Below are 24,906 nucleotides of genomic sequence, written 5' to 3'. Positions count from 1 at the left end.
ACGACCTACCGTTTCGTTAACACAATCCAGAAGAAGAACGGTACGCCGACAAACGACGTAACGATCCCCACCGGAAACAGCGCGCCAGGGATAATCACCTTGGACAACACGCTCGCTACCGATAAAAACGCCGCCCCCGCCAGCATCGCGCCGGGCAGGAAAAAGCGTTGGTCTTCGCCCAAAAGAATCCGCGCCACATGCGGCGCGACCAGTCCGATAAAGCCGATGACGCCGACGAAACTGATGGCCGTCGCCGTCATCACCGCCACCAACACCAGCGTTTTCAGGCGCAAAAGTTGCAGATTGATGCCCAGCCCGACGGCGCGTTCTTCGCCCAAGCGCAGCGCGGTCAGCTTCCACACATCGCGCGAAAGCAGTAGCACACACACCGCCGTAACCGCCGCCGTAACCGCCACCGTCTCCCAAGTCGCCTTGGTCAGGCTGCCGAACAGCCAAAACAGAATCTGCTGCGAAATCTCAGGCGCGGCGATAAACTGAATCAGCGACAGAATCGACTGAAATAGGAACAAAAGCGCAATCCCCACCAGCACCAGCATCGCCGAATTGAAGCGGCGCGCCGAGGCAAACAGAAACAAGATGCCCGAAGCCAGCATGGTCATCACAAACGCGCCGATGGGGACGGCGACCGTTTCAGGCAGCCCGAAACCGCCGAACGCAATCACCACCGACGCGCCCAAACCCGCCGCCGCCGCCAAGCCCAGCGTATAAGGGCTGGCCATCGGATTGTTCAACAGCGTCTGAATCTCCGCCCCGCCGACACCCAAAGCCGCACCGACCACCAAGGCCATCACCGCAATCGGCAGGCGCAAATCCATCACAATCAGGCGGTTCATTTCATCGACTTCGGGTTTGCCCAGCAAAACATTGACCACTTCGCCGACCGGCAGCGTGTCCGTCATCGCCGGGCCGGTGGCGATGTCGAATAGGAAGCTGACCGCCGCGATGATTAAAAACATCAAAACAATCAACCAACGCTTGCCTTCTAGCCTGCGCTGGTTTCTCACAATCTCGGCGACAACCGAATCATTCATTTTTCAAACCTTTGAAATTAAGGAACAAGGTCGGGTATCCATACCCTGCAATCTCTTTTGTCTGTATCCGTTTTGAAAGGTGGTTTTTTGAAAATCGGGATAACGGCATTCCAAACGGCTTTGCCCTCTCCCTAGCCCTCTCCCACGGGGAGAGGGAATCGGATGACTGAAATTCAACTATTGTTGTGATTCCCTGCAATTTGTTTTGTTCTCTTTCCCACGGAGAGAGGGTAAAGTCCGACCATTGTTGTGATTCTCTGCCATTTGTTCCCTCTCCCCGCGGGAGAGGGTTAGGGAGAGGGCAAAAACAGTCAAACCCACCTAACACTCCCCGCTCGCTACGACGGAAAGTCGTAGCGTGGGCTTCGCCCGCGAAAACAGGGAAAACCTCAGACCGTTCGCCATCATTTCTACAAATGCTACTCCCCATGAAAGAGGGAGCAAATTGTAGGGAGTCACAACAATGGTCGGGCTTCAGTTATCTGATCCCCTCTCCCCGTGGGAGAGGGTTAGGGAGAGGGCCACAACAGTCAAACCCACCTGAAGTTCCCTGTTCGGCACGACGGAAAGTCATAGCGTGTGCTTTGCCAACAAAAACATGAAATCCCATACCGTTCGCCATCATTTCTGCAAACTTTACCCGTGGGCAAAGCCCACGCTACAGTTCTGTACAAGATTCACGCTACTTTCAGACGACCTTTCGCATAAAAAAGGTCGTCTGAAACCCATAAGCCCGCCTTACTGCCCTTTCGGATACAGGTAGAACGTACCGTTCGGCACGACCGGCAGATTTTGGCGGTAGAAGTCGGTATAAGTTTTCTCAGGATTGAAGTCTTTGAACAACTGCGGATAAATCGCTTTGGCCATAAATTGAATTGATGCGCCGTCGGAAAGCGTGCGCGAGTTGGCGTGGTAGGCGGCGTAGAGGCGGTTGTTTTTAATCGCAGGCAGGTTCGCCCAGCCGGCGCGTTTGGCAAAACCGGCCAAGCGTTTTTCCGCTTCGGCTTTCGGAATGCCCCAACCCATCACCATGGCGGTCGGGCTTTTCTTTAATTCGGTTTCGCGGCCGGTAATCACGATGACGTCGGGTTTGGCGGCGAGGACTTTTTCAGGGTTGATCGGGCCGTAGAACTCGACCGAAGATGCGGAAATATTGTTGCCGCCGACCAGCGTCGCCATCGAACCCCACATACTCTTGCCGAAGGTGACGCTGTGTTCCGCAGGGCCTTTGTTGCCGAACTCGACATACACTTTAGGCTTGGGCAGGTTGGCTTTTTTCACGCGCGCTTGGATGGTGTCGGCGATGCGTTTGTAGTCTGCCGCCAGCTTGTCCGCTTTTTGCTGCTGACCGGTCAGCGTGCCGATGAGTTTGGTTGACTGGACGTGTTTGGCGACCGTTTGCGCGTTGTAGTCCAACACCACAATCGGAATGCCCGCTTTGTTGATACGGGCAAGGTCTGAACCCAAAGCCTTATACTGCCAGTCCGCCAGAATCAGCAAATCAGGCTTCAATGCCAAAACCTTTTCAACGGAGAACGTGCCGACTTCCACCTCGCCCACGTCGGCTAGCTGGTTCAGCTTAGGCACGGCTTTGCTGAACGCCACCCAGCTCGGCGGCGCCCAGTCGGCCCAAACCGCTTTGGAGAAACCGACCACATTATTCAGCGCGTCCTTGCCGCCGATGGCCATGTAGTCTTGATAATAAAAGCCCAAAACCACACGCTTGGCAGGCAGATCGACGGTTACTTTGCGGCCGTTGACATCGGTAATCTGAACCGGTTTGGCATAAGTGGCAAGGGTTGCGCAGGAAAGTGCGGCAGCCAGCGCGAAGGCGGACAAACGCTGAAATTTCATTAAGTTTATTCCTTATAATTTAATCGATAACAATTATTGTTTCTTTAATTTATATTAAATTACAGGATTTTTCAAGCGCCGAAAGATGGCCAAACGGGAAAGCGGATAAACGGCCTGCCGAATCAAATAAAGAGGTATTTTCCCGCAATAAAATATGTCAAAAGGCCGTCTGAAATTTATTTTTCAGACGGCCTTTGTAGGAAAATAACCGAATCTGCCCTTCAAACCGGCAGCAGCGCGTTAACGGGAAAAAGACGGCGCCTTCCGCGGCGGGTTTACCGTCAGGCGGACTACCTCTTCGAGTTCGTTGTCATCCCGATCAATAAGTTCTATCGGGAATTTCAGACGCAACGCCGTAACGATGGCGCCGACCGACAATCCTGCGGCATCAAGCAACTCGATTTCCTTAAGCACCGGTTTGGAAAGGTTGAACATGGTTTTTCCTTAAGATTTAATTTGTTTCAGACGGAAAACAGCAAACCCTAACCCACTTTGTCGCCCGGCTGCGCGCCTGCATCGACATCCAAGAGCTTCAGTTTGCCCTCGGCGGTGGCGGCGGAGAGGATCATGCCTTCGGATACGCCGAATTTTGCCATTTTGCGCGGGGCAAAGTTGGCGACGGCGATGACCATGCGGCCGTTCAATTCGGCGGGGTTGGGATAAGACGCGGCGATGCCGGAGAAGATGATGCGTTTTTCAAAACCGAAATCGAGGTCGAATTTCAAAAGTTTGGTGCTGCCTTCGACGGCTTCGCAGTTCAATACTTTGGCGACGCGCATGTCGATTTTCATGAAGTCGTCGAAGCTCGCTTGTTCGGCGACTTTTTCGTATTGACTTTCTTCGGCGGCAGGCGCGGGGGTCGTCTGAATGCTTTGTTTGTTGGCTTCGATTAAATCGTCCACTTGTTTTTGCTCCACTCGTTGCATTAAATGTTCGTATTTGTTGATGGCGTGTTCGCCTAGGGTTTCGCGCGTGTTCGCCCAGGTAATCGCGTCCAGATTGAGGAAACGCGCGGCGTTGGCGGCGGTTTGCGGCAACACGGGGGCGAGGTAGGCGGTCAGCATGGTGAAGGCGTTGATGAGTTCGCTGCATACTTCGTGCAGCAAATCATCTAATATATGATGCGTATCCAGTACCTTAATACTGATCCATAAGTCAGCAATAGTAGTCGCCAAATTTTCAGATTGAATTTCCTCTAAGCTCAGGGGGTATGGGCTGTGGTTAGGGTCGTTATTATAATTCTCGAGAATTTTTCTTCCTTCCTCTTGTGAATACCCTAGAATTGATTCTTTAACTTTTTCATAGTTTTCCAATGAGAAAGTTTCTTTTTCTTTTTGGAAAATATCTTTTTTATTTTTAGGAAGTGAATTAATAAATTTATTTAAATCATCTAAATCATTTTTGATAATGATTGGTTTGGTAAAAAGTGCATCATCCAATTCAGGTAAGTCTGCTAATTTAGCATTGTCTTTCTTAGTAAATCTCCATTTGTATTTTGGAGATTCCAGAAATTTGTTCAGCTCCCACGGCTTGTTGGCATCGACGTATTCGTTCACGGCATCTGCCAATGCCATGATGTCGCGCAGGGCGCGGGCGTATTCGCGGTTTTCGTATTGCTCGGCGATGGTCTCGCTTTCGGCAGCGAGTTTTGCCAGCAATGCGCTACCTGAAACGTCTTTCAGACGACCTTCAAAGCGTTTGGTGATGAAACCTGACGCGCGGGCGGCGATGTTGACGTATTTGCCGACGAGGTCGCTGTTGACGCGCGAGATAAAGTCTTGCAGGTTCAAATCGATGTCTTCGATTTTGCTGTTGAGCTTGGCGGCGATGTAGTAACGCATCCACTCGGGGTTCAGGCCCTGTTCCAGATAGGATTTGGCGGTGATGAAGGTGCCGCGCGATTTGGACATTTTTTGTCCGTCCACGGTCAGGAAACCGTGTGCGTACACGCCGGTCGGGGCGCGGTGGCCGGAAAAATGCAGCATGGCGGGCCAGAACAGGGCGTGGAAATAGAGGATGTCTTTGCCGATAAAGTGGTACATCTCGGTTTGGCTGTCGGCTTTGAAGTATTCGTCGAAATCGATGCCGATGCGGTCACACAGGTTTTTAAACGACGCCATGTAACCGACGGGCGCGTCCAGCCAGACGTAGAAGTATTTGCCCGGCGCGTCGGGGATTTCGAAACCGAAATACGGGGCGTCGCGGGAGATGTCCCAGTCGGACAGGGTGGTTTCTTCGCCTTCGCCCAGCCATTCTTTCATTTTGTTGAGGGCTTCGGGTTGCAGATGGGACTTGCCGTCGTGCGGGTTGTTGCCGGAAGTCCATTCTTTCAGGTAGCCCGCGCATTCGCCCAGTTTGAAGAAGAAGTGTTCGGATTCGCGCAATTCGGGTTTGGCACCGGAAACGGCGGAATACGGGTTGATCAGTTCGGTCGGGGAATAGGTCGTGCCGCAGACTTCGCAGTTGTCGCCGTATTGGTCTTGGGCGTGGCATTTGGGGCATTCGCCTTTGACGAAGCGGTCGGGCAGGAACATTTGTTTTTCGGGGTCGAAAAGCTGCTCGATGACGCGGCTCTCAATCTTGCCGTTGGCTTTCAGCGCGCGGTAAATGTCTTGGGAAAACTTTTTGTTTTCAGGGGAATGGGTGCTGTAGTAATTGCTGTAGCCGATGTGGAAACCGGTAAAGTCGGCGAGGTGCTCTTCGCGCACTTTGGCAATCATGTCTTCGGGCGCGATGCCTTGTTTTTGCGCAGCCAGCATCACGGGCGTGCCGTGGGTGTCGTCGGCGCAGCAGTAGTGGCACTCGTGGCCGCGCAGTTTTTGGAAGCGCACCCAAACGTCGGTTTGGATGTGTTCGACCATGTGGCCGAGGTGGATGCTGCCGTTGGCATAGGGCAGCGCGGAGGTAACGAGGATTTTGCGTGTCATGGTTTATGCTTGGGAAAACAATCATTAAAGATGGTGAATTATACCGCAAAACAAATATGGAAAGGCCGTCTGAAACCTCTGCAAGGGTGTTTCAGACGGCCTTTCGACGGAACGGACTTCTTTAAATCAGCGTTTCGCTTTTGCCGGTTTTTTCTTGTCCGACGCCGCCAAACGCATGGCGACGAACTCGACCATCAGGTCTTTTTTCGTCCAGAAAAAGGTTTTCATTTTTTCCAGCGAATAAATCTTCCTGACCATTGCGGGCAGGCCGTTGTGGATGATGGCGGCGATTTCGCCGTTGGCGGATTCGCTGTCCATCGCGGTTTTGAGGTCGGTACCATGCGCCAGCAGGTAGTCGTTGATGGCTTTTTTCACGCCGCCGTTGATTTCAAACTGTTTCATCAGGCTTTCCTTTCCGTATATGCGTTGACTTGAAACGTTATTGTTATGAACTACTTACTGAAGTTATTTTAACAGAATGTGCATTCGGCCGCACTTTTCGGACGGTGTTGCGGCGGTCGTTGTGTTCCGATTGATACAAAACAGGGCGGCAATCGGCTCCGTTTTGCCGTTACAATACGGATATTGTGTTTTGAGGCCGTCTGAAAATGTATCTGTGGTTTAAGCTCCTCCATATTTTCTTTATGATTTCTTGGTTTGCAGGACTTTTTTACCTGCCGCGCATTTATGTGAATCTGGCACAGGTCGACCCGCAGGCCGAGCCGGCGGAATATCAGCGGCTGCTGGGCATGGCGCAGCGGCTGTACAAATTCATGTCGCCGCTGGGCATCGGCGCGCTGGTGTGCGGCATCGTGATACCGTTTGCCAACGGCTGGTGGGGATTCGGCTGGGTACATGTCAAGCTGCTGCTGGGCCTGCTGCTGCTGGGCTACCAGCACGTCTGCCGCGCCCATCTGCGCCGTTTTTGCGAACACGCGTGCCGCCATTCGCACAAATGGTACCGCGTGTTTAACGAGATACCGGTTTTGATGATGGTTGCCGCACTGTATCTGGTGGTATTCAAACCGTTTTGATTTTTGATTGACGAATCCGGAGAGGCCGTCTGAACATGACTGTTGAAATCGAACGCCGTTTTTTGCTGAAACACGACGGCTGGCGCAACCAAGCGTCCGCGCCGCAAACCCTGCATCAGGGCTATATCAGCGTGGAAAAGGAACGCACCATCCGCGTGCGCATCATTGGCGACAGGGCTTGGCTGACGCTGAAAGGCTATATTTCCGACCTCAGCCGCAGCGAATTTGAGTATGAAATCCCGCTGGAACACGCGCGGCAGATGATGGACGGCATGTGTCCGTTCAAAATGGAAAAACGCCGCTACCGCGTGCCTTACGGCGGCTTCGTGTTTGAAATCGACGAATACGGCGGCGACAACGCGCCCCTGATAGTGGCGGAAATCGAACTGCCCTCGGAAGACGCCCGATTTGAAAAACCCGACTGGCTGGGCGAAGAAATCACGTCCGACGGCAGATTCACCAATGCGTATCTGAGCAAGCACCCATATTCTGCATGGGAAAAATAGCAAATCAAAAAGAGGCCGTCTGAAAACCCGAAACAGGATTTTCAGACGGCCTCCCTTCTTTCAGGCTATATGGCCGCTCAACCCGAAACGCGTTCGATTTTCGCGCCTACGCGGCCGAGTTTTTTCTCGATATGCTCGTAGCCGCGGTCGAGGTGGTAGATGCGTTCGACGATGGTTTCGCCGCCTGCGACTAGGCCGGCGATGACGAGGCTGGCGGAGGCGCGCAGGTCGGTCGCCATGACGGTGGCGCCGGAGAGGGTTTCCACGCCTTTGACATAGGCGGTGTTGCCTTCGGTGGTGATGTTCGCGCCCATGCGGTTGAGTTCGGGAACGTGCATGAAGCGGTTTTCGAAAATGGTTTCGACCACGCGGCAGCTTCCTTCGGCAATGGCGTTCATCGCCATAAACTGCGCCTGCATGTCGGTGGGGAAGCCGGGATGGACGACGGTACGGATGTCCACGGCTTTGGGGCGCTGCTGCATGTCGATGGAAATCCAGTCGTCGCCTGCTTCGATGACCGCGCCCGCCTCGGTCAGTTTTTCCAACACGGCTTCCATCGTTTTCGGCGCGGCGCGGCGCAGCACGACTTTGCCGCCGGTCATGGCGACGGCGCAGAGGAAGGTGCCGGCTTCGATGCGGTCGGGTACGACGCTGTGTTCGCAGCCGTGCAGCTCTTCGACTCCCTCAACGGTCATGACGGGTGTGCCGATGCCGCTGATTTTCGCGCCCATTTTGACGAGGCATTCGGCCAAGTCGACGACTTCGGGTTCGATGGCGCAGTTTTCCAAAACAGTGGTGCCTTCGGCAAGGGTTGCCGCCATCAGCAGGTTTTCCGTGCCGCCCACTGTTACCACGTCCATCACCACGCGGCAGCCTTTCAGACGGCCTTTGGCTTTGACGTAGCCGTGTTCGATGGTGATTTCCGCCCCCATGGTTTCGAGGCCTTTGAGGTGCTGGTCGACGGGGCGCGAACCGATGGCGCAGCCGCCGGGCAGGCTGACTTGGGCTTCGCCGAAACGCGCCAGCGTCGGGCCGAGCACGAGGATGGAGGCGCGCATGGTTTTGACCAATTCGTAGGGGGCGCAGGTGTTGTTGACCGTGCCGCCGTTGATTTCGAATTCATGGACGTTGTCGGTCAGCACGCGCGCGCCCATGCCTTGCAGCAGTTTCTGAGTGGTTTTGACGTCGGCCAGCATCGGCACGTTTTTCAGGCGCAGCGTGCCTGCGGTCAGCAGACCCGCACACATCAGCGGCAGGGCGGCGTTTTTCGCGCCGGATACGGTGATTTCGCCGTTTAACGGGCCGTTAGCGGTGATTTTGAGTTTGTCCACAGTGATTCTTTCGTTTTGGAGGAGGCGCGCCGGACGGGTATCCGGCGGGAAGTGTCGTTAAAGACCGAATTATAAGGGATTTTCCGTATGTTTGCGCCCGCAGGCGGATAATTTTTCCGAAAGAGAGTGTGGGTGCGGGCCGGCCGTTCAATACGAAAGGCCGTCTGAAAATGTTTTTCAGACGGCCTTGTGAAGTCAGAAATGCCGGTTACGGCCTGTATTCGGGCTGCATTCCGTTGGGCAGCAGCAGCCAAACGTAGCCTTTGGCTTTCATTTTGCCGGCGGTTTCGCCTGCTTTGTCGCCGTAGCCCCAGAAGTAGTCCACGCGCACGGCGCCTTTGATGGCGCTGCCGGTATCCTGCGCCATAATCAGGCGGTTGAGGGCGTGGCCGGTGAGCGGGTGGGCGGTGGCGACAAACAGGGGGGCGCCGAGGGTGATGTAGTGGCGGTCGACGGCGCCGGCGTATTCGCCCAGCAGCGGCGTGCCGAGTGCGCCCAGCGGGCCTTCGTCGCTGTCGCCGGGAAGTTCGCGGAAGAAGACGTAGCTGGGGTTCTGCCCCAATACTTCGGCCAGCCGTTGCGGGTTTTGCTGCATGTAGGCTTTGATGCCCTGCATGGTGGTCTGTCCCAGCGGGAGGTAGCCTTTGTCGGCCATGTAGCGGCCGATGGAGACGTAGGGTTGTTCGTTCTTATCGGCGTAACCTAGGCGGATGTATTTGCCGGACGGGGTTTTCAGACGGCCTGAACCTTGAATCTGCATGAAGAAGAGTTCGACGGGGTCGTCGGCGTAACCGAGAATCGGGGCTTTGCCGTTGAGTGCGCCGCCGTTAATCTGATTGCGGTTGTGGTAGGGCAAGAAGCGGCCGCCTGCGAAACGGCCTTTGAGCGCGGTGGTGCGGGCGGTGATGGGGAACTGGGACAAATCGGCGGCGTATTGTCCGGCTTCGTCTATCACGCCGCTGTTTTGCCCGGTGGCGCGGACGCGGACGGTTGATTTGCTGCCGCGCAGGTTGGCGGGCAGCGGTACGGAAACAAAGTCGTGGGGGATGCCGTAGATGGGGAATTTTGCTTTGGCGGTCTGGCGGGTGTCGCCGTGAAGGACGGGTTCGTAATAGCCGGTTACGGTACCGGCCTGGGAACCGTTGGCGCTGACCTGCCACGGGGTGAAGTATTTTTCAAAGAAGGCCTTGGCGGAGAAATGATGTTCGCCGGTTTGCGCGGCCTGTGTGCAGACGTCTTGCCAGCCTTCGCGGTTTCTCAGCTTTTCGCAGCCGAGTTTGAACGATTTGAGGCTTTGGGCGAAGTGCTGGGTCGCCCAGTGCGGCAGGTCGCCGTGTCGGACGGCGGTATAGCTGGCGCCGCCGCCGGGGGTAACGGTCGTACCGGGCGGGTGCGGCGTGCCAGTCGGCCGGTCGGGGCCTTTGACGACGGGGATTGTGGTGCCGGTTTGCGGTTTCTTGATGCTTTTGCTCGGACAGGCCGATAAGAGTGCGGCTGTCAGGCCGAGCAGCAGGGTGCGGAAAATCTGTTTGTTTGTGTTCATAGATTATATGGGCCAAGGAAAGAAGCAGGCCGTCTGAAACGGGGTTTCAGACGGCATCGTTTAAGGGTTTGTCTTGCTGCGCTTCATTCTAACATAGAATGTATGTCATGCCGAATATGCCGACAAATCAGCCTTTTATGACATTCTGAAACGGCGGCGGGCATCGTTCCCGTCCGGTTGCCGCGATTTAAATCGGCAAACCCGTTTTCTTGTTCCGACAATTTCTTAATCAATCATCACTTAATTAAAGAACAAAAATTATTTGCATTTGTACAAATATACGCATATAAATGGAAAAATTGCCTTTTAAGGCAGCCCAACCAAAATAATTTAGGATTCGTTTATGCTGATTGCTTTTTTGATTATGCTGCGCGAGGGCATCGAGGCCGCCCTGATTGTGGGCATCGTCGCCGGTTTTTTGAAACAGTCGGGACATTCGCGGCTGATGCCTAAGGTGTGGCTGGGCGTGGCTTTGGCTGCGCTGATGTGTTTGGGCATCGGATACGGCATCCATTCGGCAACGGGCGAGATTCCACAGAAGGAACAGGAATTTGTGGTCGGCGTTATCGGTTTGGTGGCGGTGGCGATACTGACTTATATGATTTTATGGATGAAAAAAGCCGCCCGTTCGATGAAGCAGCAGCTTCAGGATTCGGTTCAGACGGCCTTAAACCGAGGCAACGGCCAAGGTTGGGCTTTGGTCGGCATGGCTTTTCTGGCTGTGGCGCGCGAGGGGCTGGAGAGTGTGTTTTTCCTCTTGGCGGTATTTCAACAAAGTCCGACTTGGTCTATGCCCGTCGGCGCGGTATTGGGGCTGCTGGCCGCAGTGGTCATCGGCGCGCTGATTTATCAGGGCGGTATGCGTCTGAATCTGGCGAAGTTTTTCCGCTGGACGGGCGTGTTTTTGATTGTAGTGGCGGCCGGTTTGGTGGCCGGTTCGCTGCGCGCGCTGCATGAGGCAGGCGTGTGGAACCACCTGCAAGAGGTGGTGTTTGATTCTTCCAAATACCTGCATGAAGACAGCCCGCTGGGCGTGCTGCTCGGCGGCTTCTTCGGCTATACCGATCACCCGACGCAGGGCGAGGTGCTGGCGTGGCTGCTGTATTTGGTTCCGGTCATGATTTGGTTTCTGCACGGCAGTAAGCCCGCCGCGGTGCAGAGGTCGTCTGAAAGCCATTAGTGGCGCTTAAAAATTCCGTATCTCATTCTTATCAACATGCCAAAGAGGTTTGAAATGAAAAAACTCAATATAACTGCTTTATCCGTGATGCTGGCTTTGGGTCTGACCGCGTGTCAGCCGCCCGAAGCGGAAAAATCTGCGCCTGCCGCGTCAGGTGCTTCGGGCGCGTCCGGCGCGAATGCCGGCGGCACCGTCAACGTCGGCGTGAACGACACCGCCTGCGAACCGATGGAACTGACCGTACCGAGCGGACAAGTCGTGTTCAACATCAAAAACAACAGCGGTCGCAAGCTCGAATGGGAAATCCTCAAAGGCGTGATGGTGGTTGACGAACGCGAAAACATCGCACCCGGACTTTCCGACAAAATGACCGTTACCCTGCTGCCGGGCGAATACGAAATGACCTGCGGCCTCTTGACCAACCCGCGCGGCAAGCTGGTGGTAACCGACAGCGGCTTTAAAGACACCGGCAACGAAGCCGATTTGGAAAAACTCGCCAAACCGCTTGCCGACTATAAAGTTTACGTCCAAGGCGAAGCCAAAGAGCTGGTTGCCAAAACCAAAGCCTTCACCGATGCCGTCAAAGCGGGCGACATCGAAAAAGCCAAATCCCAGTTTGCCTCCGCCCGCACCCACTACGAACGCATCGAGCCGATTGCCGAACTCTTCAACGAACTCGACCCCGCCATCGACGCGCGTGAAGACGACTTCAAAGACAAAACCGAAGACGCGGCCTTCACCGGCTTCCACCGCATCGAACACGCCCTGTGGGTCAAAAAAGACGTATCCGGCGTGAAAGACATTGCCGACAAACTCATGAAAGACGTTGAAGCCCTGCAAAAAGAAATCGACGCCCTCTCCTTCCCGCCGAACAAAGTCGTCGGCGGCGCGGCAGTGTTGATTGAAGAAGTTGCCGGCAGCAAAATCAGCGGCGAAGAAGACCGTTACAGCCACACTGACTTGAGCGACTTCCAAGCCAACATCGAAGGCGCGCAAAAAATCGTCGAACTCTTCCGTCCGATGATTGCCGAGAAAAACAAAGCCCTGCTCGAGAAAGTCGATGCCAACTTCAAACAAGTAACCGACATCCTCGCCAAATACAAAACCAAAGACGGCTTTGAAACCTACGACAAACTCAGCGACGCAGACCGCAAAACCCTTCAGGCACCGATTAACGCCCTTGCCGAAGACCTGAGCCAACTGCGCGGCACACTGGGCCTCAAATAAACTTGACCCGCCCGTTTCAGACGACCTTTTGAGATACAAGGGGTCGTCTGAAAACTTATCGCTGATGCCCTCTCCCACGGAAAGGGAAAGGCCGTAGCGTGGGCTTTGCCTGCGAAAAACCCGAATACAGAAATCGTAGGCTGGGTCGGGTTTGCCAACCCAACCTGCCCTGCTGACAGCCGTATCAAAAATTAAACGGGTTAGCTGTATCGCCGTTCCAAGATTAGATTTCTGAGAAAGTTTGGTTTGCCCCAAATGCAAGCACAAGCATTTCGGAGGTCCGCTAATCCTCCGGTAGAAGAACAGGTAGGGTGTGTGGCGCAGCCACGCACGCGGAAATCGCGCATCCCTTACCGTTTATTCGATTGATCGATGATTCAAAGTTTTCAGACGACCTTAAACGTCGTCTGAAAATTCAAAATAGCAAACTTAAACAAAACAACCGCGTACATACCGCAGCCCGAATCCCACAAAGGACTCCGCCATGAGCCAAGACAACAACCCACAACCCGCCCAACCGACCAAACGCACCCTGTTCAAAACCGTCCTAGCCGCCGGCGCAGCCGGCGCGGCAGGCTGGTTCGCCGGCAAACAACAAGGCGAAACCGCCGCCGAGACCCGCAACAACGAACACTCCCCGCAAGCCTACCCCTGCTACGGCACGCACCAAGCCGGCATTACCACCCCGCACCAACTCTTCGGCATCATGTGCGCCTTCGACGTAACCGCCAAAGACCCCAAACAACTCGAAAACCTCTTCCGCACCCTTACCGCCCGCATCGAATTCCTCACCCAAGGCGGCGAATACCAAGACGGCGACAAAAAACTCCCCCCCGCAGGCAGCGGCCTGCTCGGCAAAACATTCCGCCCCGACGGGCTCACCATCACCGTCGGCGTCGGCAGCAGCCTCTTTGATGACCGCTTCGGACTCAAAGACAAAAAACCCCGCCACCTCCAAGAAATGCGCGACTTCCCCAACGACCGCCTCCAAAAATCATGGTGCGACGGCGACCTCAGCCTCCAAATCTGCGCCTTCACCCCCGAAACCTGCCAAGCCGCCCTGCGCGACATCATCAAAAACACCGCCCAAACCGCCGTCATCCGCTGGAGCATAGACGGCTGGCTGCCCAAAGCCGAACCCGGCGCCATCGCCGCCCGCAACCTCCTAGGCTTCCGCGACGGATCCGGCAACCCCGACGTATCCGATCCCAAAATTGCCGACCAAGTCCTCTGGACAGGCATCGCCGCCAACAGCCAAGACGAACCCGCCTGGACCAAAAACGGCAGCTATCAGGCCGCCCGCCTCATCCGCCACTTCGTCGAATTCTGGGACAGGACGCCCTTGCAGGAACAAACCGACATCTTCGGCCGCCGCAAATACAGCGGCGCCCCCATGGACGGCAAAAAAGAGAGCGACACCGCCGACTTCGCCAAAGACCCCGACGGCAAAACCACCCCCAAAGACAGCCACATGAGGCTCGCCAACCCGCGCGACCCCGAGTTCATGAAAAAACACCTGCTCTACCGCCGCGCCTTCAACTACTCCCGCGGTCTCGCCGCCAACGGCCAGCTCGACGTCGGCTTGGTTTTCATCTGCTACCAAGCCAACCTCTCCGACGGCTTCATCTTCGTCCAAAACCTACTCAACGGCGAACCGCTGGAAGAGTACATCAGCCCCTTCGGCGGCGGCTATTTCTTCATCCTGCCCGGTGTAGAAAAAGGCGGTTTTTTGGGACAGGGGCTACTGGGGCTGTAGGTAGTCTGCATCTCCAGTCAAAACGACGGTTCAGAAGGCAAACCGCTGAAAATTAAGTAGCAACTGTATTTTTCACCCCGTCGGGCAAAAATACCAAAACTCAAATCAAGCCGTTCGGATACCGTTTTCGGTGGTACCGTTTTCGGCAAAGTAATCACGCATCCGGGCATTCAATATCGTCAGCAGTTTGCGCATACATGCCGTAACGGCAACCTTATACGGCTTCCCCTTAGACAACAGGCGTTGGTAGAAATCCCGAATAAGCGGTTCAAAACGTGTCGCTACCACGGTAGCCATATACAGCGCCTTACGCACCGCAGACCTTCCGCCGAAGCAGCGGCTTTTAAATTTGGTTTCCCCACTCTCCCTCGGGTGCGGGGCAATGCCGACCAAACTCGCTATCCGTTTGTGCGACAGCCGTCCCAATTCGGGCAGCATCGCCGTCGTTATCGAACCGATGCCTTTGATTTGCTCTGCCACTTGGGCTTTGCCGTCAAAATGCGTGTGGGTGTGGTCGTCGATTTGTTTGTCCAATTCGTCAATCAGCCGGTCAAAATGGGCAATCAGTTGTTTGACGCTTTCGACTTGCGTTTCGTGAACCTGATGCAGTCGGTTTTTCTCGGCAGCCCGCATATCCACCAGCTGGTTGCGGCGGTTGACCAATGCTTCCAACACTTCTTCCGCTTCGGTGGGCGGGTGGTAGAGCATGCATGGTTTGCCAATCTTCTTTCTGCGTCATCATCTGTGCGAAGAAGGCGAGCATTTTGGCATCTTTGGCATCGGTTCGTGCATAACGCTGGAACGAACCATATCCGTAATCATTTCACGTTGTTCGTAAAGGGATTTGTCCAATTTTTCTTGAAGATTTTGAACAATTTTATTGCTGTTTTGCTTGAATTGCGCCATAACCATCCGCCGTCTCGAGCAAAAGTTTGTGCGCACGCTCAATTTCATTGTTATCCATGAATCGCTTTCTTAAAGAAAAAATAAAACAAAAGGAATGCTTTATCAGCATTCCCTATAATCTGTTAAATCAACCGAACGACCTACCGCCATAGCTGCGTTCTTCTTGCATTTGCGGCGTATTTTGGGCGGTTTCTTGCTGCTGGCGGTTTTCTTTTAAGGCTTCTGCCTGTTCGGCACGGAAATTTGCCACTACATCGGGATTTTCTGCCAAGGCTTTGGTGGCAAATGTGCCGTCGGTGTCGTTTTTCAAACCTTGAATAAGGGCTTGGAGTTTGTCGGCTGGAGAGTTGTTTTCTTTTGTATTTTCGTTTTGTTCTAAATTATCTAATCTGTCCTTAATTTCAATATCCCAATTAGGCGTGCCATACCCCTTAATTGAAGGATGATTTAAATTATATTGTTTTTCTCTGACAGTTGTTCCAGAACGATCGCCTGGTTTGGCACTTGTATTTCCTTCTATCGTGTAAACAATCCCTTTTTCCAAATCCACATCGGTAACAACGCCAGTATGATTAACAGTTCTAGTTTTGTCTTTTGTAGGTAAGAGGAAAAAAATCTGGTCTCCCTTTTGGGGTGTATAATTTGCCGAATCATTCCACCCCCCAATTTTTTGATAATTATTTTTACTATTTTCTGTTCTTGCGGAAAATCCCCCAATCATTTGTCTTGCATTTTGTTTACCAAAAGATTCTTCCATAACATAATCAACATACATATCGCACCAAAATTTTCCTTGTAGTCCATAGTGCGCACCAAAAATGGTTATGTCTTTGCCTTTTTCTGTATAGCCGTTATATTTCCTTAAGTTTTCAATATAATCATTAATTACTTGATCTTTAATATATTCTTTCGAATTTTCTTGATTGCTTACTTTAAATTCATTTGCTGCCATTTTCATTCCTTTGAAATAATGGTTGAAATCTAAATAATACAACGGCTACCTGATGATTTTTAGGGATTAAAATAATTCCTGTGACTGTTTGTTGATTTTAAAGCCATGTTTATCACGGTTAGTACAAGTTAGCGTTGATTCGCTTGCTGTGCATTGCCAACCATCACCTTTAATACTTTCCCCTGATTTTAATATTGTTGCCCTAGGGTTAAATGGAAAATCGCTACTACAAACCAGACTGGCTTTTCCATTTTGTCCCACAAAAAACGATTCACCCCATTCCAATTCACACTCACCGCGTGGCAAAATCGGCTCATTCTCAATTCGGGTAAAACACTCTACGCCTATTACTTCTGCATCTTCAAGCTGACTTTCTGCTCCACAATAAATTGTGCCATTGGCAGCCCGAAAGTTAAATTTGTAGTTCGTTGTTTCATTCATATATGAATCGTTTATTGTAGAAACAGGCTCTTTTGCATTCACTGTACAACCTGCCGAAAAAATAGAAAGTGCAATAGTTGGGATAATGAGTAATTTTTTATATTGCATAATAACTCCTTGAGTAGCTGTGATTTTGTAGCATTGTAGCAATAAATCCTTAAAATGAAAAACACGGTTAAAATTGACCGCACTTTGTAGGCCGTCTGAAACCGTATCCCGATACAGTTTCAGACGGCCTTAAATATTTTATAGAAATTATATGGTTAAGCAGATACGTTTAATCTCGGCACTTTAATCTTGCCTTGTAATCGTTTTGTAAACGAACTATCCTTATAATAGCGGATTTTTTCACACATTACAGGATGGGATAGACCCTCATACACGAAAATCTCTTTATCTTCCGGCATTGCCTTTAATTCTTGTGGAAGCATCAATGCCCGACGTTCGTCACCAATACTGACACTTTTCTCCCTGCCTTTAGTTACATTGGATTTTTTTACTGATGTATAACCGAGCATTTCCGAGTAATCCGCTGCATCTTGTTGCTCGCGCGGGGTGTAGAGGATTTGTAAGGCATGGTTGGTTACCATAGTCCGGCTTACTTCTTTTCCATATACAGAATCTAATTGGGCTAAAGATTGAATGATCGGAAACAGCCTAATGTTGTAACCTGCGATATAACTGACTGATTTGGCAATAATATCTACAGCACCTATGGAAGTAAATTCATCCATCAATAAAAGGCACTGATACCGCAGTTCCTTATTGCTTTGAGGAAGTTCTTTGGTATTAAGGTTAATCAGTTGGCTAAAGAATAGATTAATGATTAATCGGGCTTCAGCCAGTTTGTTTGGTTGGATACCGATATAGATAGTCATCTTTTGTTTGCGTACATCGGTAAGCAGAAAATCATCCGCACTGGTTGCCGCATCTACAATAGGGTTCAACCAAGGAAGTAGCGGTTCCTTGAAAGTAGCCATAATATTGCCGAAAGTTTCTTCAGGTTGTCCGAGTATTCCGGCAAAAGCAGATTTACACTGTTTGCTGACAAAAGGAGCCTCTGATATTTCCCGAAAATAATCCCGCAAATCCCTGCCGTCTCCGTTTGACAAACGATATAAAGCGCCTATCGAACAAAGAGTAGAACCGTCCTGGTTGCGTTTATCCAAGAGAAATAAAGCAAGTGCCATAAAAACATTTTGAGCCTGATTGAGCCAGAATCTGTCTTTCGGATTTTCTCCCGTCGGATAAAGCATGTTGGCGATACTGGATAGGTCCGAAATCCGAAAATTCGGATCTTCAGAAACATAGCTCAAAGGGTTCCAACGGTGTGTACATTGGTCTTCGGCAAAAGGATTAAACAAGTATACTTTTTGCCCATGCTTTTCACGAAAGCCGCTGGTTAAGTCAAAGTTTTCCTGTTTAATGTCCAGTACAACCATAGAACCCTGATAACTAAGCAAGTTAGGAATAACGATGCCCACTCCCTTGCCTGAGCGGGTAGGAGCAGCCAATAAAGCAAATTGCTGCCCACTATAGAAAAGATACTGATTACCTTGCTTACCGACAACAATTGAATTTTCAGTAGATTTGAAGAAACCGGCCTTCTGCAATTCAGATGATTTGGCGAATCTAGCTTTACCGTATAAGTTTTCTTCTTTGCGCACTAAAAGCACTGCCGCGAAGAAAATCAACAGCAGGAGCGGGGCTAAGAAACCTATAAATGCGGATATTTTGATTTTTGTTCCATGGACAGGATGGTCGCCATAGTGATACAGATACTGAAATATGGTCGTAAATTCGGTACTTTGGTGGGAATGCACCCATGTCAGCAATATCCAGCCGGATAAATAAATACCTGCGAAGAGTGCGACCAGCAGTCCCAGTAATACTAAAAATATTTTATGTTTTAAAGAAATCATAATGTTAGATAAATTTGAGAGGTCAAGACAAGATGTTAAAAGACGTTGTTTTCATTTGAATCGAAACGTTCGTCATTTTATCAAAAATATCTCAGCCATATATATAATTTAAGGATTGTACAGTGTGAGAAAAGCTGACAAAGGGGTTGTATTTTTCGTAATGGTTGTTTCCCGTTATAAAAAGGCCGTCTGAAAAATCTCTTTCAGACGGCCTCAAGTTCAATCGAAGAAGCCGGTAATCAGTTCTTTTTTCTCATACACTAAATTAACTTCGTCTTTTTTAACTAATTTTTCATAACCGTATTTATCTACTCTTTTAAAGTTTAATTTATCCATAAGGGTAAGGTTATTGTTTCCATCTAGGAGATATTCGTTCTCACTTGCCCACTTAATCCAAAATTCATATCCTTGATATAGGGCATAAGTGCTTATTTCATAGACTTCCTCGATTTCGGAAGGGGAAACAGTTTTAGTTAATATAGGGATAGTATGATTTCTTTCGGGCCTATATTCTTTAAAACCATTAGATAAATCTTTCACATCATTAGAAATGAGTTCGGCCATTTCTTCTGATAAAAATATTCTATATTCTTTTCTGTTATAAATGGCATAGGTATCATTTCTCATTATTTATTTCCTTATAAAAATTTTCAGCAGGTATAAATCTTTTTTCTATTTTATCGAATACGGCACCCTTTTGTCTTTTCCCTTTCACTATTACCTAAATAACAGAACCGTGTTCAGGATATTGATTTTTAGCATTAACTTCAAATTTGGGCAGGATTTCATCGGAACGGCAGGCTATGAATCTGTTTAACGTAATTGTTTATCGTCTGCTTCAGACCGTAAGTAAGTCGCATAAACTATAAAGGCCGTCTGAAAGATATTTTTCAGACGGCCTCAAGTTTAATCGAAGAAGTCGGTAATCAGTTCTTTTTTCTCATACACCAAATCGACTTCATCCTTGGGAACGGTTTTTTCGTATCCGAATTTGTCGATACGGGTAAAATTGAATTTTTCGACTAAAGGACTGTAATCGGATACCAAAACGTAATTTTCACCGTCGTCGTAGGTAATATGAAATTCGAAACCGTGATAAAGACAGAAGGTGCTGATTTCGTAAACGTCTCCTATTTCGGAAGGGGAGACCATTTTAAAGAAAATTCTAGGATTTAAATTTTTCTCAGGTTTGTATTCAATAAAACCTTTATTTAAATCTTTTTCATCATTTGATATGATCTCATAATGATTTTCTATCCTAGCTATACGATATTCTTTTCCATAATATATAGTATATATTCCTGATTTAATACTCATTTAATTATCCTTCATTTAATACTTTGGAAAGGAACAAATTTCCCTTCTTTGCTATCGAACATCAACATTTCTCTTTTAATGCCATTTTCTATTACAGAAATTGTCGACCCATGTTCGGGATAGCGTTCCTGTTTATATGGGATTTTGTATTCGGGCAGAATCTCATCCGAGCGGCAGGCTGTGAAACCGTTTAACGTACAAGGAAGGTTATCCGTATGTTGTCCTCCGAAACGCTCCCCTCTCGGAATATCTATATGATTTTTTGTGCCGGTTAGCCTGCCTTCGAATATCAAATAACGGTCCTGCCCGTCGGCCAATGCCTGCGTAAATCTCGAACCTTCGTAATCCAAAGCAAAATTATCTATCGTCTGCTTCAGATTATGTCCGCTCAGGTGTGCCGTATCCGACTGTCGGGCGATAAAACCGCCGATTTGGTTATTTCTGCCGCTGGCAAATCCTTCCAGATATTCGTAGGGCATGACTTTGGTAACCGTCGTCTTATCGTCGATCATCGGCACATCATCCCGTATGCGCTTCATCTGCCCGATCTGTTCCTGCGTCATGTCGTCCATATGGGTGCGGGTCAGGGCCTTAAAGTCTTCGAACGACATATTCTCCCGCGCCAGCGACTCGGCCAGATTTTTATAGACAAAGCTGTCGGGAGACAGGTTTTTATCTTTTCCCCAATCGCCTATGTTCTGCAAGTTCTCTCGATAGAATTCCGCCTTGGCGCGGGCGGCGGTTTCTTCGGCGGCGTGCAGGGCCTTGCGGCGTAAAGCCATCCCGCCTTTGACCAGTCCCGCCCCACCCACAAGCAACGTGGCCGCATCGGTCAGCGGTTTGCTTTCTTCCACCGTTCGGTTCAGATCGGCATTGCCCACTGCTTCAGCCCAGCGCTCCGCACCGGCTTTCATGCTGTCCAAGCCGTCTGAAAGGTCGGTTTTCAGTTTGGCGGGATTGTTGATGTATTCCTGTGCGGAATCTTTGGTATGTTCCCATACCCGCGATAGGGTTTCCAATTGCGCGTCGGAACGCTCTTTGGCCATCCGGGCGTCGTCTTCGCTGCCTGTGCCTATGTCTATGTCTAGGTGTTCGTAAGCGAAGAGGGAGGCTTTGTCGTAGGCGAGCGACGCGCCTTCCTTGGCTAGATTGCCTGCTCCGGTAATGCCTTCCCCGACGGATTCCGCTACACCCAAGGCCGCCCCGCCGACGGCGGTCGCTCCCTGCTTGAAGGTGCGGGTAATTTCGGAATCGTCCGCTTCGATTTTTAAGGCATCCGCTAACGGTCTTTTGACATATTCTTCATAACCGTTGCGGACGGGTGAGGTAAGGTTTTCTTCCAACCAGTCGCCGCTTTTGCCGATAAGATTTTTTTCCTGCGTGATGCCGGACGGTGTTGCCGGATGGCCTTCCGTTTTTCCTGTGGGTGGATCGATCGCCTCTGCACTTTCGATGGTCATTTTATATCTCTGACCATCTATTACCACTTCCTCAACCCTCTGCTGGATAGGCTGCGGTTGTTCTTCTTTTCGGGAATGTTCGGGAAAGGGGACTTTGAACATGAAATGTTCGTTTACCCATCCGGCGATGTGCCGGTTGTCGTTGCTGACGAACATGCCGGTGATGTGGGGATCGGGACTTCGCGTTGCCGAAGCGGCGGCATGGGCGATTTGGTTTTTGAGTTCGAGCTGTTCGGGGCCTGAATAGCGGTTGAATATTTGGGCGACTTCGCTGTTTTTCCTGCTTTGGGCGTCTATGTCGTTGTAAAGCTGACCGACCCGTTGCTCGTGAGACATTTCCTGCTGCTGCGGCTGGTTTTGCTCAAGGTCCCGGTTACGGGAATGGCCTAAGTCCATTGGTAATCCTTATGTGAAAAATTATCTAAGTTACTGTTTTTTCTAAATCGTCAGGACATTGGAGTATAAAACCTACGGGTTCGTAAGCCAAGTAAACTTTCTCAAACGGTTGTGATTTATTGAATAAAAGATCAGATTAAAATCTGTTTGAGGCGGTACAGCGCATCCAAGGCTTCGCGCGGTGTGAGGTTGTCGGGCTGGATCTGCGCCAAGGCTTCGACTAAGGCATCTGCTGGCGGATTGTCGGTACACTCAATCTTTTCCTCCTCTACCCTATTTTCAGACGGCATCATGCTGAAGATGTCCAACTGCGGGCGGACGGCGGCGGCTTGGGCTTCGAGTTCGTCCAGATGTTTTTGGGCGGCTTTGAGGGCGCGGTTGGGCAGGCCGGCGAGTTTGGCGACGGCGATGCCGTAGCTTTTGCTGGCGGGGCCGGGTTCGATGTGGTGGAGGAAGACGATGTCTTGTCCTTGTTCGAGCGCGGAAAGGTGCATGTTGACTGCCGTTGCGTGGGCTTCGGGCAGTTTGGTCAGTTCGAAATAGTGGGTGGCGAAAAGGCTGAAGGATTTGTTTTTTTGCAGCAGGTGTTCGGCGATGGCGTGCGCGAGGGCGAGGCCGTCGAAGGTGGAGGTGCCGCGTCCGACTTCGTCCATGAGGACGAGGGATTGGTCGGTGGCATGGTGGAGGATGTAGGCGGTTTCGCTCATTTCGACCATGAAGGTGGAGCGGTTGGAGGCGAGGTCGTCGGATGCGCCGATGCGGGTGAAGATTTGGTCGATGGGTCCGATTTGGGCGGCATCGGCGGGGACGAAGCTGCCGGTGTGCGCCATGAGGACGATGTGGGCGACTTGGCGCATGTAGGTGGATTTGCCGCCCATGTTGGGGCCGGTCAGGAGCATGAGGCGGTGTTTGTGGTCGAGGCGGGTGTGATTGGCGGTGAAGTGGCGCACTTGTTGCTCGACGACGGGATGGCGGCCGTTTTCGATATGGATGACGGGGTAGTCGGCGAACTCGGGGCAGACAAAGCCGCGTTCGGCGGCGGTGGCGGCGAAGGTGGAGAGTACGTCGAGGGCGGCGGCGGCTTTGGCTGCTTTTTGAAGCTGGGGCAGGGTCGTCTGAATGTCTTTGAGGAGGGCTTCAAACAGGCGTTTTTCCAGTGCCAATGCTTGCTCTTGCGCGGTCAGGACTTTGTCTTCGAAGGTTTTGAGTTCGGGGGTGATGAAGCGTTCGGCGTTTTTCAGGGTCTGGCGGCGCTGGTAGTCAGCGGGGGCTTGTTCGGCTTGGACTTTGGATAGCTCGATGTAGAAGCCGTGGACGCGGTTGAACTCGACTTTGAGGGTGGAGAGGCCGGTGCGTTCGCGTTCGCGCGCTTCGAGGTCGAGCAGGAATTCGTCGCCGTGGTTTTGGATGTGGCGCAGTTCGTCGAGTTCTGCGCAATAGCCTTGGTTGATGACGCCGCCGTCTTTGAGCCAGACGGCGGGTTCGGGCATCACGGCAGCTTTGAGGGTTTCGGCGACGGGCAGGGTTTCGGGGAAAACGGCTTTGAGGGTTTCCAACAGGCTGCTGCCTGAAGCGGACAATTCGATTTCGGACAGGGCAAACAGGCTGTCGCGCAGGGCGGCGAGGTCGCGCGGGCGGGCGTTGCCGACAGCGATGCGGGCGGCGATGCGTTCGATGTCTGCGATGTTTTTCAGACGACCTTGCAGGGTTTCGTATTGCGAACCCAGCGCGGCGACAGCTTCTTGGCGGGCGCGGATGTGGGCGCGGCTGCGTAAGGGGTGGTGCAGCCAGAGTGCCAAGAGGCGGCTGCCCATGTGGGTGGCGCAGCCGTCGAGTATGGAAAACAGAGTCGGCGATTTTTTGCCGGAGAGGGTTTGCGTGATTTCGAGATTGCGGCGCGTGGCGGCGTCCATGCCGATATATTGGCTGTCGGTTTCGAGCGAAATGCCGTCGAGGTGTTGCGGCATCAGGTTTTGCGTCAGGCGGATGTAGTTCAACAGCGCGCCCGCCGCGCCGACGGCGGCTTCGTGTTCCTTGCCATCCAAACCGAAGCCGTGCAGGTCTTGGCAGCCGAAATATTCGGTCAACAACTTCGCGCCCGCGTCGGCGGCAAACTGCCATGAGTTCAGGCGCGTAATGTTGGCAGAGGTCGTCTGAAAACCATTAGGCAGGCTTTTGCCTTCGGGCAACAGGATTTCCGCCGCCTGCAAACGCGCCAGCTCGTCGGCGAGTTTGTCCGCCGTCGTCAGCTTGGTTTTGAATTCGCCGCTTTGCAAAGATGCCCACGCGATGGCGATGTGTTTTTTATCCGCGTTCACCGCCGCGATGCGGTTGGTTTCCTTGTCTTCCAAAAACGCCGCGTCGGTCAGCGTGCCGGGCGTAACGATGCGCACGACTTTGCGCTCCACCGGCCCTTTGCCCGCGCCGACTTCGCCCACCTGCTCGCACACCGCCACGCTTTTGCCCATCTTCACCAGCCGCGCCAGATACTGCTCCGCCGCGTGAAACGGCACGCCCGCCATCTTAATCGGCACGCCGTCCATCTGCCCGCGCGTGGTCAGGGTGATGTCCAACAGCTTCGCCGCTTCCACCGCGTCATCCAAAAACAGCTCGTAAAAATCGCCCATGCGGTAAAACACCAGCTTGTCGGCGTGCTGCGATTTGATGGCGAGATACTGCTGCATCATCGGGGAAACGGCGGATTTGCTCATGGGAATGCCTGCGTCTGAAAAGATTTCATTGTAGCAAAAGGCCGTCTGAAACAAAATTCAGACGGCCTTCCATTGTAAGACGGCGGATTCAGGCATTTTGTGAAACGATATGTTACGTCGCACTGCGGGAATGGGATGTTGATGTCGGCCGCGCGCAATTTTTTGACAACCTGCCCGTTCAAATCGCATTGACCTGCGCGCGCCAGAGCGGCAGCGAGGATTGGTTAACGATGCTGTTGAGCAGCATGATTTTTTCGTCGGCATAGGTGTGCAGAAAAGTTGCGGCCGGCGAGGCGGTGGAAATCGAAACTGTTGAAATTTATGGTTGGTTCTGAACGGACGTTTGGAAGCTTTTGCCGTGATAAGGCCGTCTGAAACGGCATTTCGGTTT

General features: G+C 51.8%; 19 protein-coding genes and 1 pseudogene. 5 read left to right on the top strand and 15 right to left on the bottom strand.

What is annotated here, in order from left to right; translation table 11 throughout:
* Positions 1-5: 5 nt before the first annotated feature.
* From ACI43T_RS09120 to ACI43T_RS09100, 5 genes are all read right to left on the bottom strand, one after another.
* Positions 6-1,052 carry a FecCD family ABC transporter permease gene (locus ACI43T_RS09120; protein WP_009312537.1) on the bottom strand — a complete coding sequence of 349 codons (1,047 nt, stop codon included), beginning with the start codon at positions 1,050-1,052 and terminating at the stop codon, positions 6-8.
* A 738-nt stretch (positions 1,053-1,790) separates the two neighbouring features.
* Positions 1,791-2,906 (bottom strand): ABC transporter substrate-binding protein, encoded by a 1,116-nt coding sequence (locus tag ACI43T_RS09115; RefSeq protein WP_377079827.1) that lies wholly within the window; start codon positions 2,904-2,906, stop codon positions 1,791-1,793.
* A 240-nt stretch (positions 2,907-3,146) separates the two neighbouring features.
* The gene (locus ACI43T_RS09110; protein ID WP_377079825.1) at positions 3,147-3,341 is read right to left on the bottom strand and encodes a virulence regulator; all 195 of its coding nucleotides are present in this window, start codon (positions 3,339-3,341) and stop codon (positions 3,147-3,149) included.
* A 47-nt stretch (positions 3,342-3,388) separates the two neighbouring features.
* Positions 3,389-5,833 (bottom strand): methionine--tRNA ligase, encoded by a 2,445-nt coding sequence (metG, locus tag ACI43T_RS09105; protein ID WP_405386622.1) that lies wholly within the window; start codon positions 5,831-5,833, stop codon positions 3,389-3,391.
* 126 nt (positions 5,834-5,959) lie between these two features.
* Positions 5,960-6,235, bottom strand: a complete 276-nt coding sequence (locus tag ACI43T_RS09100; RefSeq protein WP_009175170.1) for a hypothetical protein — start codon at positions 6,233-6,235, stop codon at positions 5,960-5,962.
* A 206-nt stretch (positions 6,236-6,441) separates the two neighbouring features.
* Here ACI43T_RS09100 and ACI43T_RS09095 point away from each other — a divergent pair, with 206 nt between their 5' ends.
* Together ACI43T_RS09095 and ACI43T_RS09090 are read left to right on the top strand one after the other, a co-directional pair.
* Positions 6,442-6,867 carry a CopD family protein gene (locus tag ACI43T_RS09095; protein WP_405386619.1) on the top strand — a complete coding sequence of 142 codons (426 nt, stop codon included), beginning with the start codon at positions 6,442-6,444 and terminating at the stop codon, positions 6,865-6,867.
* A 35-nt stretch (positions 6,868-6,902) separates the two neighbouring features.
* Positions 6,903-7,373, top strand: coding sequence for a CYTH domain-containing protein (locus ACI43T_RS09090; protein ID WP_009175172.1), 471 nt, complete (start codon positions 6,903-6,905; stop codon positions 7,371-7,373).
* Between the two features lie 77 nt (positions 7,374-7,450).
* Here the strand turns inward: ACI43T_RS09090 and murA are convergent, their stop codons facing one another.
* Positions 7,451-8,704 (bottom strand): UDP-N-acetylglucosamine 1-carboxyvinyltransferase, encoded by a 1,254-nt coding sequence (murA, locus tag ACI43T_RS09085; RefSeq protein ID WP_293278162.1) that lies wholly within the window; start codon positions 8,702-8,704, stop codon positions 7,451-7,453.
* Between the two features lie 208 nt (positions 8,705-8,912).
* Entirely contained in the window at positions 8,913-10,247 is a 1,335-nt protein-coding gene (mltA, locus tag ACI43T_RS09080) for a murein transglycosylase A (RefSeq protein ID WP_293278163.1), read from the bottom strand.
* A 343-nt stretch (positions 10,248-10,590) separates the two neighbouring features.
* On the opposite strand from mltA, the gene efeU reads away from it, so the two are divergent.
* The 3 genes from efeU to efeB all read left to right on the top strand — a co-directional run bounded on the left by efeU (position 10,591) and on the right by efeB (position 14,410).
* Positions 10,591-11,427, top strand: a complete 837-nt coding sequence (gene efeU / locus ACI43T_RS09075; protein ID WP_405386616.1) for an iron uptake transporter permease EfeU — start codon at positions 10,591-10,593, stop codon at positions 11,425-11,427.
* Between the two features lie 54 nt (positions 11,428-11,481).
* Complete coding sequence (gene efeO, locus ACI43T_RS09070; protein WP_405386614.1) at positions 11,482-12,654, top strand: iron uptake system protein EfeO; 1,173 nt, start codon at positions 11,482-11,484, stop codon at positions 12,652-12,654.
* Between the two features lie 484 nt (positions 12,655-13,138).
* Entirely contained in the window at positions 13,139-14,410 is a 1,272-nt protein-coding gene (gene efeB / locus ACI43T_RS09065; protein WP_405386612.1) for an iron uptake transporter deferrochelatase/peroxidase subunit, read from the top strand.
* Positions 14,411-14,515: 105 nt separating this feature from the next.
* Here efeB and ACI43T_RS09060 read toward each other — a convergent pair.
* The 8 genes and pseudogenes from ACI43T_RS09060 to mutS all read right to left on the bottom strand — a co-directional run.
* Positions 14,516-15,200 (bottom strand): annotated as a pseudogene (locus ACI43T_RS09060) (IS110 family transposase); the annotation flags it as partial.
* Positions 15,201-15,443: 243 nt separating this feature from the next.
* A complete protein-coding gene (locus ACI43T_RS09055) occupies positions 15,444-16,268 on the bottom strand; it encodes a CHAP domain-containing protein (RefSeq protein ID WP_377079807.1) in 825 nt (274 codons plus the stop codon).
* Between the two features lie 66 nt (positions 16,269-16,334).
* Positions 16,335-16,817 (bottom strand): DUF6636 domain-containing protein, encoded by a 483-nt coding sequence (locus ACI43T_RS09050; protein ID WP_039851184.1) that lies wholly within the window; start codon positions 16,815-16,817, stop codon positions 16,335-16,337.
* A gap of 155 nt (positions 16,818-16,972) precedes the next feature.
* Positions 16,973-18,631 (bottom strand): type IV secretory system conjugative DNA transfer family protein, encoded by a 1,659-nt coding sequence (locus ACI43T_RS09045; protein WP_377079805.1) that lies wholly within the window; start codon positions 18,629-18,631, stop codon positions 16,973-16,975.
* Between the two features lie 219 nt (positions 18,632-18,850).
* Positions 18,851-19,258 carry a hypothetical protein gene (locus ACI43T_RS09040; protein WP_314105394.1) on the bottom strand — a complete coding sequence of 136 codons (408 nt, stop codon included), beginning with the start codon at positions 19,256-19,258 and terminating at the stop codon, positions 18,851-18,853.
* Between the two features lie 279 nt (positions 19,259-19,537).
* Entirely contained in the window at positions 19,538-19,783 is a 246-nt protein-coding gene (locus tag ACI43T_RS09035) for a hypothetical protein (RefSeq protein WP_039851191.1), read from the bottom strand.
* A gap of 176 nt (positions 19,784-19,959) precedes the next feature.
* The gene (locus ACI43T_RS09030; RefSeq protein WP_405386608.1) at positions 19,960-21,744 is read right to left on the bottom strand and encodes a hypothetical protein; all 1,785 of its coding nucleotides are present in this window, start codon (positions 21,742-21,744) and stop codon (positions 19,960-19,962) included.
* 191 nt (positions 21,745-21,935) lie between these two features.
* On the bottom strand, positions 21,936-24,515 hold the full coding sequence (mutS, locus tag ACI43T_RS09025) for a DNA mismatch repair protein MutS (protein ID WP_405386606.1): 2,580 nt from the start codon (positions 24,513-24,515) through the stop codon (positions 21,936-21,938).
* Positions 24,516-24,906 lie beyond the last annotated feature (391 nt).

The organism is Neisseria oralis, from assembly GCF_045062685.1.
GTDB lineage: Bacteria > Pseudomonadota > Gammaproteobacteria > Burkholderiales > Neisseriaceae > Neisseria > Neisseria oralis.
Note: the sequence above shows the minus strand (reverse complement) of the source record. Positions and strands in the feature narration are given on the sequence as shown.

Excerpts from the sequence above, each read along its gene's own strand:
- efeO (WP_405386614.1), top strand. The coding sequence starts at position 11,482 with ATGAAAAAACTCAATATAACTGCTTTATCCGTGATGCTGGCTTTGGGT.
- ACI43T_RS09110 (WP_377079825.1), bottom strand. The coding sequence starts at position 3,341 with ATGTTCAACCTTTCCAAACCGGTGCTTAAGGAAATCGAGTTGCTTGAT.
- ACI43T_RS09040 (WP_314105394.1), bottom strand. The coding sequence starts at position 19,258 with ATGAGAAATGATACCTATGCCATTTATAACAGAAAAGAATATAGAATA.
- metG (WP_405386622.1), bottom strand. The coding sequence starts at position 5,833 with ATGACACGCAAAATCCTCGTTACCTCCGCGCTGCCCTATGCCAACGGC.
- ACI43T_RS09115 (WP_377079827.1), bottom strand. The coding sequence starts at position 2,906 with ATGAAATTTCAGCGTTTGTCCGCCTTCGCGCTGGCTGCCGCACTTTCC.
- ACI43T_RS09120 (WP_009312537.1), bottom strand. The coding sequence starts at position 1,052 with ATGAATGATTCGGTTGTCGCCGAGATTGTGAGAAACCAGCGCAGGCTA.
- mutS (WP_405386606.1), bottom strand. The coding sequence starts at position 24,515 with ATGAGCAAATCCGCCGTTTCCCCGATGATGCAGCAGTATCTCGCCATC.
- ACI43T_RS09045 (WP_377079805.1), bottom strand. The coding sequence starts at position 18,631 with ATGATTTCTTTAAAACATAAAATATTTTTAGTATTACTGGGACTGCTG.
- efeB (WP_405386612.1), top strand. The coding sequence starts at position 13,139 with ATGAGCCAAGACAACAACCCACAACCCGCCCAACCGACCAAACGCACC.
- ACI43T_RS09055 (WP_377079807.1), bottom strand. The coding sequence starts at position 16,268 with ATGGCAGCAAATGAATTTAAAGTAAGCAATCAAGAAAATTCGAAAGAA.
- mltA (WP_293278163.1), bottom strand. The coding sequence starts at position 10,247 with ATGAACACAAACAAACAGATTTTCCGCACCCTGCTGCTCGGCCTGACA.
- ACI43T_RS09095 (WP_405386619.1), top strand. The coding sequence starts at position 6,442 with ATGTATCTGTGGTTTAAGCTCCTCCATATTTTCTTTATGATTTCTTGG.
- ACI43T_RS09050 (WP_039851184.1), bottom strand. The coding sequence starts at position 16,817 with ATGCAATATAAAAAATTACTCATTATCCCAACTATTGCACTTTCTATT.
- ACI43T_RS09035 (WP_039851191.1), bottom strand. The coding sequence starts at position 19,783 with ATGGTCTCCCCTTCCGAAATAGGAGACGTTTACGAAATCAGCACCTTC.
- efeU (WP_405386616.1), top strand. The coding sequence starts at position 10,591 with ATGCTGATTGCTTTTTTGATTATGCTGCGCGAGGGCATCGAGGCCGCC.
- ACI43T_RS09100 (WP_009175170.1), bottom strand. The coding sequence starts at position 6,235 with ATGAAACAGTTTGAAATCAACGGCGGCGTGAAAAAAGCCATCAACGAC.
- ACI43T_RS09030 (WP_405386608.1), bottom strand. The coding sequence starts at position 21,744 with ATGTCTCACGAGCAACGGGTCGGTCAGCTTTACAACGACATAGACGCC.
- ACI43T_RS09090 (WP_009175172.1), top strand. The coding sequence starts at position 6,903 with ATGACTGTTGAAATCGAACGCCGTTTTTTGCTGAAACACGACGGCTGG.